Raw genomic sequence first — 12,828 nt, forward strand, 5'->3', positions numbered from 1 at the left:
TCCTTCGCCGAACCGTTGATCTGCACCGTGTCCTCGAAGGAGAACGTCAGCTCCTCCGCCGCGTGCGCCAGCTCCACGTTCGTCTTCAACGCCGCCAGCTCCGCACGCGAATTACGGTCGACGGCCTCCTCGATCCACTCCAGACTCGCCGGATCGTCATCGATCGCCCGGTAGTCGTGCAGCAGCCGCACCCGCGACCGCCCCTCCCCCAGCTCCTCGATGATCCACGCCCCGCCCATCGCGGCCACCGGCGGCGCCGCGATCTCCTGCCGGAACGTGATCCGCAAACCCTCCGGATCCAGCGTCCGACGCGAGGTCCAGTTCTTCGCCTGGCCGTTCGCGGTCGCCCAGATACGGATGCGCTCCTCGCCCTCACCCCGCGCGACCCGGTCCACATAAATGGTCGGCGGGAAGATCCGGGGCCAGTTCCCCACCTCGGCGATCAGACGGTACACAGCGGCGGCCGGAGCCGAGACCGTGATCTCGTGCTCCACCTCCCGCAGACCGGACTGCGACATGCTCATGACTCCTTCAGACTCGGGACGAACCGTTCGGCGACGAACGGAACCCCAGGACGAACCCTGTGTGCCGGCCGTGGGCACCGTGCCGACGGGGCGGCCGCCGTACCAGGGGGCGGCCGCCCGGCGCCGCGGAAGGCCTAGGCGTCGACGAGGGCCCGCAGGCTCAGGTTGATGGCCTCGACCAGGGACCGCGGCGTGGTGTTGTCGACGAACACGTCGTCGTCGAGGGTGATGCCGAACTCGCGCTCGATGCGGCCGCCGGTCTCGAGCAGCGCCAGCGACTCGTAGCCCAGCGTCTCGAACTCGATGTCGAGGATGTCGCCGTCGAGGTCGACCCCCTCGTCGGCGCCGGCACCCTCGAGGAGGATGCGCTTGAGGTCGTCAAAGGTGAATTCCTGCTTGGACACGATGGATCCCTTCATTGGTCTTCCGCAGCCGGGGGATTTCGGCTGCGGGGTACGAAGGACGCCGCCTCCGTCGGGGCGGGACGGTGGCGGACGCCGGTTGGGGGGCGCCGTCAGTCGACGGCGCGCACCACGGCCGCGGCGTTGAAGCCGCCGCGGCCGCGGGCGAGGACGAGGGCGGTACGGACCGAGGCCGTCCGGGGCCGCGCGGCCACCAGGTCGAGGTCGTACGCCGGGGACAGCTCTACGTTGACGGTCGGCGGGATCAGGCCCTCCCGCATGGAGAGGACCGCCGAGACCACGTCGATCGGTGCCGCGCCCGCGTTGATCCTTCCGGTCATGGTCTTGGGTGCGGTGACCGGTACCCCGCGGGGGCCGAAGACCGCGGAGATCGCCTCGGCCTCCTCACGGTCGAGCCTCGGGACGCCGGCGGCGTCGGCGAAGACCACGTCGACCTCGGCCGGGTGGCAGGACGCGTCGGTGAGCGCCGCGTCGATGGCCCGGCGCAGGCCGGGTGCCCGGTCGCTGCCCGGCCTGGGGTCGAGCGTGGCTCCGTATCCCGCGAACTCGGCGTAGACGTTGCGCGCGCCTCGGGCGCGGGCGCTGTCCTCGTCCTCCAGGAGGATCAGGGCGCCGCCCTCTCCCGGCACGTAGCCGGCCGCCGCCTCGTCGAAGGGCAGGTAGGCGCGTTCGGGTTCGTCGCTGGTGGACAGGTGGCCGCCCGCGAGGTGCGCCGCCCAGCCCAGGGAGCAGATCGAGGCGTCGAAACCGCCGGTGGCGATCAGCCTGCTGCTGCCCTTGCGGAGCTGGCGCCGGGCGTGGGCCAGCGCGTCGAGTCCGCCCGCCTGGTCGCCGACGAGGACGCCGGTGGGCCCGCGCAGATCGTTGCGGACCGAGATCTGCCCGCTGTTGACGGCGTAGAACCAGGCGAAGGACTGGTACGCGCTGACGTGCCTGGGGCCCTGGTTCCACAGGTTCCGCAGCTCGTTCTCGCCGAACTCGAGCCCCCCGGAGCCGGCCGCGGTGACCACGCCCATGTCGCACGGGTGGATGTCGCCCGGCGCGAGACCGGCATCGGCGAAGGCGCAGTCGGCGGCGACGAGGGCGAGCTGGGTCACCCGGTCGGTCTGCGGTACGAGCCTGCCGGGCAGGTGGTCCTTGGCATCGAAGCCGTGGATCTCCCCGGCCAGGCGCGCGGGGTAGGAAGAGGTGTCGAACCGGGTCACGGGCCCGATGGCGCTCTTGCCGATACGGGTCGCCGCCCAGAAGTCCTCCACCCCGAGCCCGCTGGGGGCGGCCACACCGATGCCGGTGACCAGGGTCCTGGCGCTCATGCGGTCCTCCTGTCGGGACGGGCCAGCACCATCGCGCTCTGGAAGCCGCCGAATCCGCTGCCGACGGTCAGGACGGCATCGGTGCGGTGGTCCCGCGCCACGAGCGGAACGTAGTCGAGGTCGCATTCCGGATCCCGGGTCCGCAGGTTGGCGGTGGGCGGCACCACGTGGTGCTCCATCGCCAGGAGGGACGCGGCGATCTCCATGGAGCCGACGGAGCCCAGCGAGTGCCCGATCATCGACTTGATCGAGCTCACCGGCGTGCCGTAGGCGTGCGGGCCGAGGGCCAGCTTGTACGCGGCCGTTTCGTGGCGGTCGTTCTGTTTGGTGCCGGAGCCGTGCGCGTTGACGTAGTCGATGTCGCCCGGGTTCATCCGTGCCTCGTCCAGTGCCACGGTGATGGCCTCGGCCATCTCCCGGCCGTCGGGGCGCAGTCCCGTCATGTGGAAGGCGCTGGAGCGGGAGGCGTAGCCGGCGACCTCCGCGTAGACGTGCGCGCCGCGGTTGCGGGCGCTCTCCAGCTCCTCCAGGACGAAGACCGCGGCGCCCTCGCCGAGGACGAAACCCTTGCGGGAGGCGTCGAAGGGCCTCGAGGCCTTCTCGGGCTCGTCGTTGAGGGTGGTCGTCGCCTTGATCGCGTCGAAGGACGCCAGGATGAAGGGCGTGATCGGGGCGTCGGCGGCGCCGGTGACCATGATGTCGGCGCTGCCCTCGCGGATCAGGTCGACGGCGTGCGCGACCGAGTCGATCCCGGAGGTGCAGCCGGTGGAGACCACCGTGGACGGTCCCTCCGCGCCGACGGCCCAGGCCACCTCGGCGGCGAAGGAACTGGGCACGAGGTGGTCGTACAGATGAGGGGGCGCGTCCTTGTGGTCGACCGCGTCCAGCCGGCCGCGGTCGCTGGCCGCGCGGTACGCGCTGTCGAGGCTGCCGACGGCTCCCATGCCGGTGCCGAGGCTGACACCGATGCGGTACGGGTCCAGCCCCGCGAAGTCGAGGCCGCTGTCGGTCACCGCCTCCCGGGCCGCCACCACGGCGAACTGGGCGGCGCGGTCCATGCGCTGGACCTCCTGCGCGGTCAGCCCGTGCAGTCCGGGGTCGAAGTCGGCCTCGGCCGCCACCTTGGACCGGAAGGGGGACGGATCGAAGAGGGTGATCCCCCGTGTCGCCGTACGCCCCGAACTCAGCAGGTTCCAGAAGTCCCGGGTGCCGATGCCTCCCGGCGACAGCACTCCGAGTCCTGTGATCACTACCCGGCGAACCACCGGTGCGGCCCTCCTCTCGTATCGGCCCGGACGGATGTCACTCGGACGCCGTCCAGTCGTAGAAGCGGGTGGCCATGGCGTCGGCCGGGCTGCGCCAGGTGGCGGGGTCGTACGGCTGGATGAAGGGCAGCAGGTCGTGGCTGATCTTCATGAAGCGCGGGTCGGTACGGGATTCCTGGATGCGCTCGCCGCCGTCGTCCTCGGCGAAGTCCTGGAGGTGGAAGTAGAGCCCCTTGTACATGAACAGGCGGCGGCGGAGGGTGCCCATCCGCGCAGGCATGTCGGTCTTGTCGAACTCGGAGAACAGCTTCGCGACTTGGTCGCTCGACATGCTGTCCATCCGGGCCACGATGAGGTTGCTGTGCTGCATTCGGTGTCTCTCTTCCGTGAGCCGGGGGCTGGGTCTGGGGGGCTGGTTCAGGGGTGGTAGAGGCGGATGAAGTCCGCCACTCCGTCGGCGATGAGGGCGTCCGCCTCGTCCTCGGGCACGGGCAGCGCCCCGAGGAAGGAGCGCTGGACGACGCCGGAGGGGACCAGCAGGATGAAACGTTCCGCCGCCTGGTCGGCGTCGGAGATGTCGAGGAGGCCCCGGTCGGCGAGGTGCCGGAGCCGGCGGGCCAGTGCGCCGCGGGCCCGCCGGGGTCCGGTGGCCTGCCACTTCTGGACGGCCTCGGCCGGGAGACGGGTGACCTCGGCGCTGATGTGACGGACGATCGCGAAGTGCTCGCGGAAGGCCTCCAGCGGCGCCAGCCAGGCCCGGCCGAGCGCGATGAGGTCCTGTTCCAGGTCGGTGATCTGCGCGAGGTGGCTCTCGGCGACGGCCTCGAGGGTCGCGGCGACGGAGGCGGAGCTGTCCAGCAGCACGCTCAGCAGCAGCTTCTTCTGGTCCGGGAAGTGCCGCTCCACGGACTCCAGCGGCACGCCGGCCTCCTGCGCCGTCGCTTCGGAGGTGCAGCGCGTCCAGCCCTCGCGGGCCAGCACCGTACGGGCGGCGCGGACGATGCCGCGGCGCTCCTCGGAAGCTCCGGGCGCGCGTTCGATCGCCGCGGTGGGCGTTGCCATGGGGGTGGTTCCTCCTCGTGACGTACTCGTCCGGCCGCCGGGTGCGGCGGCCGCCCGGGAATGCCGGTCGTCGGGGCGCGCCGGTGGTCAGGGCGTGCCGAACCAGCGCTCCAGCGCCATCGGCAGGTCGTGGTGGCTGCCGGGCGCGGCCCAGGCCACGTACCCGTCGGGCCGGATCAGCAGGGCGGTGGTGCCGTACGGGCCGTCGCCGCCGGCCGGTGTCTCGCGCGGCCGGGCGGTGACCGTGTCGACCCGCTCCGCCCAGGCGGCGGCGCGCTGGCGCAGCCGGGGGTTGTCCGCCAGATCGAGGAGCACCCCGCGGGCGGGGCGCAGCAGTTCGGTGCTGGAGGTCGGGCGGCCGTCGGCACCGGTGAGCTCCAGGCGGGGCATGCGGCGGCCGAGCAGCGGGTGGCTGCCCCTGCCGACGTCGTAGGTGATCTCCAGTCCGGTGACCATGGCGGCGAGGTGGCGGGCCACGTCCTCGTACGCCATGAGTTCTCGGAGGGAGTCGCGCAGCGGCTGTACCTCCGCGCCGCTCAGGAACAGCAGTCCCTGGGCCCGGGTGTTCATCAGCAGGCGCCGCCCGACGGGGTGGCGTTCGGCGTGGTAGGTGTCGAGCAGGCTGAGCGGGGCCCGGCCGAGCACGACCGAGGCGAGCTTCCAGCCGAGGTTGACGGCGTCCTGGATGCCGGTGTTCATGCCCTGGCCGCCGGCGGGCAGGTGGATGTGCGCGGCGTCGCCGGCGAGCAGCACCCGGCCGCGCCGGTACTCGGTGACCTGGCGTGCCGCGTCGCCGAAGGCGCTCACCCACACCGGTTCGGCGGCCGAGATGTCCTCGCCGGTCAGCCGCTGCCAGGCGGCCGCGACCTCCTCGAAGGACGGCGGGCTCTCGCGCCGGCGCGGCGGGGTGCCGCGTTCGCAGACGACGATGCGGGTGGTTCCGCCGGGCAGGGGGCCCACCATCACCATGCCGCCGGGCAGGGTCTCGCCGATCATGCGGGGCTTGAGCTCGATGCCCTTGATGTCGGCGAGGAACATCTCCATGGTGGCCGCGGTGCCGGGGAAGTCGAAGCCGACCGCCTTGCGCACGGTGCTGCGGCCGCCGTCACAGCCCACGAGCCAGCCGGCGCGCAGGGTGTCCGTGCCGTCCGGACCGCGGACCTCGACGTCGACGCCCTCGCCGTCGTCGCGTACGGAGAGCACCTCGTGGCCGCGCCGGATGTCGGCGCCCAGCGAGGTGGCCCATTCCTCCAGGTGCGTCTCGGTGACGGACTGCGGCACGGTCTTGGCGGCCTGGCAGGCGTCGTCGAGCACGCCGAAGTCCAGCGGGATCCCGCCGAAGTGGCCCTGCGTGCTCCGTTCGATCTCGCCGAAGCGGGCGAGCAGGCCGCGCTGGTCGAAGGTCTCCAGCGTGCGGGTGGTGAAGCCGAGGCCGCGGGATTCGCCTGTACGCCGTTCAAGGCGTTCCAGGACGACGACGGCGACTCCCGCCAGCCGCAGCTCGCCGGCGAGCATCATGCCCGCGGGGCCCGCGCCGACGACGATCACTGGGGCGTCCATCACGTCTCCTTGAATTCAACCTCCGGAGACAGTGCACCGGATCTTGACTACAAGGTTCTTCGGACGCGAGCGGCCGTTCAATGGTGCTGGATTCAGGAGTAGGTCAGGTTCCACAAGGGCCGGTCCACTGTGTCGCAGGGCGGCCAAGGGAACGTCAAGCAGCGGTCAGACGGCTGGATCCGGGTCCTACCGGATGCCGTGCTGACCGCTGCGGAGGATCAGGCGGGGCGGGTGGCTCAGGTGCGCGCCGCCCGCCGCGTGAAGCAGGCGCGGACGTCGCCCTCGTTGTAGTACGTACGGCCGGCGCGGTTGCGCCTGCGCCAGCGCTCCTCGCTCGCCAGCCGGTAGACGGTGCCCGTCGGGGTGTGCCACAGCCGCGCGATGTCGGCGGCGGTCAGCCAGCGTTCGGTGGCCGCCGCCGGGGCTGCGCCGGGCTCACGGGCGGAGTCCATGGAGCGGCTGAGCTCGCTCCACTGGTCGCTGGTCCAACGGTGGGCAGGGTCGGCGTCGCACACGATCGCCTCTCCGGGCGCGGGCGCACCGGCGCGCACGGCCAGCGCCAGGGCGCCGGAGCAGCCGGACTCGGGGCAGTCCCCGAGGCGGATGCTGCGGGCGGGGTCCGGGAAGGCCGCGCGGCGTCCGGCCCGGACCAGCCGGGCGATCTCCTTCGTGACCTCGGCGGCCGCGGAATGGGCGGCGAGCCAGTCGGCGTTGCGCAGCAGGAAGGCGGTGAGCGCGGCGACGGTCCGGGGCGGTGCGGTGAACCCGCGCTGCTGCGCGACCAGCCCGCTCCACGAGCCCAGGACGGAGACCATGCTGGCCCGCACGTCGGCCGCGGCACCGTTGAAGGGCAGCCCGGGCAGGTATCCGCCGGTGGTCCGCTCGCGCAGGCTGCCGGGGGCCGCGCCGCCGAGCATCCGCCCGCACTCCTCGTAGAGGTGGGTCAGTTCGGCGAGGCCGGCGGTGAGGTGCTCGCGGCACGAACGGCACAGCAGGCTGCCGTCGGCCGTCCTCCTGCGGGGCCGTCCGCCGGCGTGCCCGCTGCGGCAGCCCTCCCCCTGGCACAGCGACGTCGCGGTCATGGTCGTCCCCCTCAGCTGGTATCGGTGGTCGGCGGTCCTCCCGCGGGATCCCGCGGGGCCGGCTCAGGCTGCCTGGCCGAACCGGAAACCGACGCCCCGGATCGTGATGATCCAGCCGGCGCCGATCTTGTTCCGGAGCGTGCTCACGTGCGTGTCCACGGTCCGGCGGGACCAGGAGTCGCCCCAGACCTGCTGCATCAGCATCTTGCGCGGGATGACGGTGTCGGGATGGGACGCGAGGAGGTAGAGCATGTCGAACTCCTTGCGCGTGGTCTCGACGGGCTCCCCGTGCAGCGTCACCTCGCGCGTTCCCGCGTCGATCCGCAGCGGGCCGCAGGTGATGGTCGCCGCGACGGGCCGGCTCGGGCGCGCCCGTCGCATCACCGCCTCCATGCGCGCCATCAGCTCGCGGAAGCCGTACGGCTTGACCAGGTAGTCGTCCGAGCCCGCCTGGAGGCCCAGGACCCGGTCCAGTTCGCTGCCCCGGGCGGTGACCGCGATCACCGGGATCTCGTGGGCCGCGCGGATGCTCCGGCAGACCTCCAGGCCGTCGAGGTCGGGGAGTTCGAGGTCGAGGAGGACCAGGTCGGCGTCGGCGTAGCCGCGCAGTCCCTCGCTTCCGGTGCCGACGATGTCGACTTCGTGCCCGTGGCGGCGCAGGCCGCGTGCGAGCGTCTCCGCCTCGGCCGTGTTGCTGTCCACGATGAGGATCCGCCACAGGGCCGACTGGGTCGGCGCGTGCTGTGGTGTCCTGAGTCCCTCGGCCGGAAGGAACCCCCCGTTCACTCCGGCGGCGGCTGCATGAGGTTCCAGTACAGCGATGGTCCGCTGGTTCATCTGCCCCCCTCCCCTCAAGCTCGGTTGAGCCAACGTCAGCGAAGATACAAACCGCGTCGCCGGTTTGTCAAAGGCTTCACACGCCTATGAGATACGGGGATGAATAGCCTGAAACCGGCCACCACGGGGGAAGAATCACCATCAAACCAGCCACCCGCGACCCTCGGCCTCCTTCTTTTATACCAACGGCGCGGTTTAATAATGGAAGGAAACTGATACAGGAGCTATGCGTGATGAAACAAGAACGCGCCGTCCGGACCCGTCAAGCACTGATTGAGTCAGCCGCGACCGTGTTCGGACGACGCGGCTACGCCGAGGCGACGCTGAGCATGATCAGCGTCGGGGCGGGCGTGAGCCCGGGCGCGCTGCACTTCCACTTCGAGAACAAGGCGGCGGTCGCCGAGGCGGTCGAGGCCGCCGGGGCACGGGCCCTGCGCGCGGTCGCCTGCGAGGTCTACGCGCAGCGGACGTCGGCCCTCCAGGCTCTGGCCGACAGCTCGCAGGCCCTCGCCCGGCTGCTCTTGTCCGACGTCGTGGCTCGGGCAGGATTCCGGCTCAACCGGGAGCCGGCGTACTCCCCCGCCTACGCCCTGCCCCGGGAGTGGCACGAGTACGTGCACCGGCTGCTCACGGAGGCCGCGCAGGAGGGCACCCTGCTGCCCGGCCTCAACCTCCGCAACGTGGCGGCGACGGTGGTGGCCGCCACCCTCGGCTTCGAGGCCCTGGCACGTGACGACCCGCAGTGGCTCGCCCCCCGCACGCTGGCCGGCTTCTGGCGGGTGGTCATGCCCTGCCTGGCCCTCCCCGCCACACTGCGCCGGCTCGACACCGCGGGTCGCCGAACCTGAGAAGCCCGTCACCCACCGCCTCGGCGAAGACGGTGGTGGGTGACGGGCGGGCGCGACGGGTCCCCCGTGGCGCGCTCGGGCCGCGAAGGCCCCTCACACGGACCGCAGGGCCCTGACGGTGTCCCCGGCGGACTGCGGCACCGGACCCAGCGTGGCCCTGGCCTCGCGGCCGAGCACCTCGCGCACGGAGCGCCGCGCCCGCGCGAGGTCCGCGCCGGGGCCCAGGACCCGCTCCACGGCCCGCTCGTCCAGCAGCACGTCGTGCCGGCACACCACGGTCACCCCCGCCGCGTCCGGTTCCAGCGACCACTCTCCGGCGTGCGCGGCGAGGAGGGGGTGCGGCCGGGTCCGCTTGAAGACGATGCGCCCGGCCGCCGGGAAGCACACCCGTACCCCCTCCGTGGTGTAGGAGGAGCCGTCCTCGGCCAGGTTCACCAGCCGGGTGCGCTGCACGCCGGGCCGGTCCTCGGTGACCTCGGCCTCGACGACGTGCGCGACGCGGCCCGGCCAGGAGTCCACGCCGTACAGGAACTCGTACACCGGCTCGACCGGGCCCTCGATCCGTACGGAGTCCTCGAAGGACAGCAGCAGTTCGTCGAGCCGCCGCCAGCTTTCCGCGGCGGTCCGCAGACCGTGCAGCACCGCCCGGCCCCGCTCCTCGGCGGAGGCCAGGACCCGTTCGGCCTCCGCGCCGCGGCCCCCGGAGACGGTGAGGTCCTGCTCAAGGGTCAGCCGCGACCAGCCCGGGGCCAGTTCCGTCACGCTCCAGCTGCCGCCCGCCGCGGCGACGGGGTCATCGGGGCGCTCCTCGCGGAAGCCGATGCGCCGCTGGTCGGGGTCCAGGGTCCGCCGCCAGAGCGAACGCCGCAGCTCCCCGTCCACGATGGCCCACTGCATGTACCGGTCGGTGGTGCCGTCGAAGTCCAGCCGCTCGACGTGGACGGCGTCCCGCAGGAACAACGGCCAGGGGGCGGTGTCGGCCACCAGGGTGTACAGGGCTCCGGCGGGCGCGGCCGCGTCAACCGCGCATGACAACCGGTGCACTCGCTCGACAGACATCAGACACCTCTCTCAACGCTTGACACAGAGCCTGTCTGAGTCGGCCGGAGCCCGCATGGACTGCCGCTCGAGTCTCAGGCGGCGGCCCGGCTGCCCAGCACTCCGTTGACCAGTTCGAGGAAGAGCCTCGGGGTGTCGGCCATTTCGAGGAGGTCCCCGTCGATGAGGATGTCGAACTTCCGCTCGATCGAGCCGGTGGTCTGCAGGACGGAGAGGAAGTCGTAGCCGAGCTCCATCCAGTACAGGTCCTGGACGTCCTCGCTCAGCTCGACACAGTCCTCCTCGCCGCCCCAGACCCGCAGGATGCGGGCCAGGTCGACGAGTTCCAGCTGATCCGTGGCTTGCATGGTCGCCTCTCTCCTCGTCCGCCGGCGCACCGACGCACACCGGGTCGCCAGGAGCCTGACCGCCCGCGCTGGAGAGCCGCTCACGCCACGGCCGAGCACCGCTCGAAGAACCAGGTCGCGGCCCTGCCACGAACCCCCCGGTGCACCAGGATCGCCCGGGGCGGCCGGTCGCGAAGCGGGCGGCACGGTCCCCCGGCGCACCGGCGCCGCGCGGGGGCGGCAGGCGGTCGCCCGCCCCGCGCCGCCCCTACGCCGCGTACAGGTCGAAGGTGGAGCTGCGGCGCGGTCCCGCGACCACGTCGAGCGCCGGGTCCACCCGCAGCATCGCCTGGTGCAGGCGCTGGAGCTGCTGCGAGGGCTCGACGCCGAGCTCACCGATCAGGCGGGCCCGGAGCCTGCGGTAGACGTCGAGGGCGGTGGCCTGCCGGCCCGAGCGGTAGAGGGCGACCATGGCCTGCGAGTGCAGACCCTCGTGCTGCGGGTTGCGGGCCATCAGCTCGGTGAGTTCGGCGAGCAGTTCGGTGTGGCGCCCCAGGCGCAGGTCGACGTCGATGCGCCGCTCGGTGGTCACCAGCCGGCTCTCCGCCAGGCGCAGCACCTCGATCTCCAGGATCGGCCCGACGCGTACGTCGACCAGCGCGGGTCCCTGCCACAGGTCGAGGGCCTTGCGCAGCAGGTCCGCGGCGCGCTCGTCGTCACCGTCGTCGAAGGCGGTCTGGCCGGCGGCCACGAGGGCCTCGTACTCGTGGACGTCCACCGACTCCTGCGGGATCTGGAGCAGGTAGCCGCCGTGCCGGGTGGCGAGCACGTCCTTGGCGGTGCCGGGGGCTCCGGGGCCCATGGCCGTGCCGAGTCTGCGGCGCAGCTGGAGGATGTACGTCTGCAGGGTGGTGAGCGCGCTTTCGGGCAGCTTCGTCCCCCAGATCTCCTCCATGAGGGTCGGTACGGGCATCACCCGGCCCGGGTAGAGCGCGAGAAGCGCCAGGATCTGACGCGGCTTGCCCGCCGTAGGAACGATCGATGCCCCGTTGACCTCGGCACTCAACGGACCCAGAACCTGAATCTTCACGGTCTCCCGTCTCCCCTCCATATTTCGTCGAGATACTCTCGGTTTTCAGTATTCGACCCGATGACGGTAAGGCAGCCCAGGGCAACATCACCGGGCGCTCGAGCCGACGTCGAGCGGACCTCCGAAACAGGCGAACAGACGGCGGATTCGAAAGACAGGATTCCGATTGGAGACGGAACCCCATGCTCAGCCCAGCGATTGAGCCGCTCATCTTTGTTCCGATTCCCGTTAACGCAAATTAACTCTCAGGTTCTCCCGCACTCTTTCTTAAATCCCGGTACACGATTTCACAGGTCGATCATCCCGATACCGGGTTCACCCCACCCGGGCGAGACGCTTGCGGGCGGTCTCCGGGGATTCGGCGGGGGTCTCGGGGCCGCTCATGAGGATCGACCGCTGGAGACTGCGCAGGGCGGCGGAGGGCTCGATGCCGAGCTCGCGCACCAGCGTGGAGCGCAGCCGCTGGTAGACGCTGAGCGCCTCGCCGCGCCGCCCGGAGCGGTGCAGGGCGAGCATGAACTGGCCGTGCAGGTTCTCGTGGATGCGGTAGCGGCTGGCCAGTACGGTCAGTTCCGCGAGCAGCTCCCGGTGCCGGCCGAGCCGCAGGTCGGCCTCTATGCGCTGGTCGAGCGCGCACAGCCGGGTCTCCTCCAGGCGCCGCGTCTCCATGTCCAGCTGCACGCCGCCGTCGACGTCCGCGAAGGCCGGGCCGGACCAGAGCGCGAGCGCCTCGCGCAACAGCCGTGCGGCGTTGGGGAAGTCCCCGGCGTCCATGGCCCGGTAGCCCATCCCGGCCAGCCGGTCGAACTCGCGGACGTCGCTGGTCCCGCCGGCGCTGTTGAGCATGTACCCGCCGGGCAGCGTGACGAGCACGTCCTTGGGGGTCCGCGTCCCGTCCGTCCCCTCCAGCGCGGTGGCGATGAGCCCGCGCAGCTGGAGCACGTACGTCTGGAGCGTCGTACGGGCGCTGCGCGGCGGCTCGGCGCCCCACAGCTCCTCGATCAGCGCGGCCACGGGCACCACCTGGTCGGCGTGGAGCGCGAGCAGCGCCAGCACCTGCCGGGGCTTGGCCGCGGTCGGCGTGATGGAGACCCCGTTCTCCCGCACGGTCAGTGCGCCCAGTACATCGATGTCCACGCCGTACTCCCCTGCTTCGTCCATGGATGAGCCCTCGACTTTCGCTGGAATGAGCAAAAAACAGACGAGCCGGTTTGTCAATACCAAACCGGCTGTACCGTTTTCTGACCCTCCAGCTCCCTCCGGAACGCTCAAGAGCCGCTATGAGCTGCATCTTTACCGCCAAGAGGAACGAGAGAGACCGCCTGCAGAGGCCTCACGAGAGGGCCAGAGAGAGCCGCCGGTGGCTGTCTATGAGACAACGAACGGCCGAAAATCAACCAGTCGACTGCTTCAACGGCGTCCTCGGGGACTCTCCGACGA

14 protein-coding genes are annotated in these 12,828 nt (G+C 71.6%); 1 reads left to right on the plus strand and 13 read right to left on the minus strand.

Annotation, left to right across the window (positions count from 1 at the left end):
* The 9 genes from ACFY7H_RS32090 to ACFY7H_RS32130 form a co-directional block, all read right to left on the minus strand.
* On the minus strand, positions 1 to 518 hold a 518-nt coding region (locus tag ACFY7H_RS32090), incomplete at its 3' end, for an aromatase/cyclase (protein WP_388945708.1).
* A 140-nt stretch (positions 519 to 658) separates the two neighbouring features.
* On the minus strand, positions 659 to 928 hold the full coding sequence (locus ACFY7H_RS32095) for an acyl carrier protein (RefSeq protein ID WP_388945583.1): 270 nt from the start codon (positions 926 to 928) through the stop codon (positions 659 to 661).
* Between the two features lie 110 nt (positions 929 to 1,038).
* Positions 1,039 to 2,259 (minus strand): ketosynthase chain-length factor, encoded by a 1,221-nt coding sequence (locus ACFY7H_RS32100; protein WP_388945586.1) that lies wholly within the window; start codon positions 2,257 to 2,259, stop codon positions 1,039 to 1,041.
* Entirely contained in the window at positions 2,256 to 3,524 is a 1,269-nt protein-coding gene (locus tag ACFY7H_RS32105; RefSeq protein ID WP_388945589.1) for a beta-ketoacyl-[acyl-carrier-protein] synthase family protein, read from the minus strand. Before ACFY7H_RS32105 ends, ACFY7H_RS32100 begins: the two co-directional genes overlap by 4 nt.
* A 37-nt stretch (positions 3,525 to 3,561) precedes the next feature.
* The gene (locus tag ACFY7H_RS32110; RefSeq protein WP_388945592.1) at positions 3,562 to 3,894 is read right to left on the minus strand and encodes a TcmI family type II polyketide cyclase; all 333 of its coding nucleotides are present in this window, start codon (positions 3,892 to 3,894) and stop codon (positions 3,562 to 3,564) included.
* A 47-nt stretch (positions 3,895 to 3,941) separates the two neighbouring features.
* Positions 3,942 to 4,586, minus strand: a complete 645-nt coding sequence (locus ACFY7H_RS32115) for a TetR/AcrR family transcriptional regulator C-terminal domain-containing protein (RefSeq protein WP_388945595.1) — start codon at positions 4,584 to 4,586, stop codon at positions 3,942 to 3,944.
* An 87-nt stretch (positions 4,587 to 4,673) separates the two neighbouring features.
* Positions 4,674 to 6,146, minus strand: coding sequence for an FAD-dependent monooxygenase (locus ACFY7H_RS32120; RefSeq protein ID WP_388945598.1), 1,473 nt, complete (start codon positions 6,144 to 6,146; stop codon positions 4,674 to 4,676).
* Positions 6,147 to 6,382: 236 nt separating this feature from the next.
* Entirely contained in the window at positions 6,383 to 7,228 is an 846-nt protein-coding gene (locus ACFY7H_RS32125; RefSeq protein ID WP_388945600.1) for a hypothetical protein, read from the minus strand.
* A 63-nt stretch (positions 7,229 to 7,291) separates the two neighbouring features.
* On the minus strand, positions 7,292 to 8,065 hold the full coding sequence (locus ACFY7H_RS32130) for a response regulator transcription factor (protein WP_388945603.1): 774 nt from the start codon (positions 8,063 to 8,065) through the stop codon (positions 7,292 to 7,294).
* A 233-nt stretch (positions 8,066 to 8,298) separates the two neighbouring features.
* Between ACFY7H_RS32130 and ACFY7H_RS32135 the strand changes: the two genes are divergently transcribed.
* Positions 8,299 to 8,913, plus strand: coding sequence for a ScbR family autoregulator-binding transcription factor (locus tag ACFY7H_RS32135; RefSeq protein WP_388945607.1), 615 nt, complete (start codon positions 8,299 to 8,301; stop codon positions 8,911 to 8,913).
* 93 nt (positions 8,914 to 9,006) lie between these two features.
* On the opposite strand, the gene ACFY7H_RS32140 is transcribed toward ACFY7H_RS32135, so the two are convergent.
* The 4 genes from ACFY7H_RS32140 to ACFY7H_RS32155 form a co-directional block, all read right to left on the minus strand.
* A complete protein-coding gene (locus ACFY7H_RS32140; protein WP_388945610.1) occupies positions 9,007 to 9,972 on the minus strand; it encodes an SRPBCC family protein in 966 nt (321 codons plus the stop codon).
* A gap of 74 nt (positions 9,973 to 10,046) precedes the next feature.
* Positions 10,047 to 10,319 (minus strand): actinorhodin polyketide synthase, encoded by a 273-nt coding sequence (locus tag ACFY7H_RS32145; protein WP_388945614.1) that lies wholly within the window; start codon positions 10,317 to 10,319, stop codon positions 10,047 to 10,049.
* 247 nt (positions 10,320 to 10,566) lie between these two features.
* Positions 10,567 to 11,388, minus strand: a complete 822-nt coding sequence (locus ACFY7H_RS32150) for an AfsR/SARP family transcriptional regulator (RefSeq protein ID WP_362457485.1) — start codon at positions 11,386 to 11,388, stop codon at positions 10,567 to 10,569.
* Between the two features lie 315 nt (positions 11,389 to 11,703).
* On the minus strand, positions 11,704 to 12,525 hold the full coding sequence (locus ACFY7H_RS32155) for a BTAD domain-containing putative transcriptional regulator (RefSeq protein WP_388945711.1): 822 nt from the start codon (positions 12,523 to 12,525) through the stop codon (positions 11,704 to 11,706).
* Positions 12,526 to 12,828: the final 303 nt, after the last annotated feature.

It is taken from the genome of Streptomyces sp. NPDC012794 (assembly GCF_042901085.1).
GTDB lineage: Bacteria > Actinomycetota > Actinomycetes > Streptomycetales > Streptomycetaceae > Streptomyces.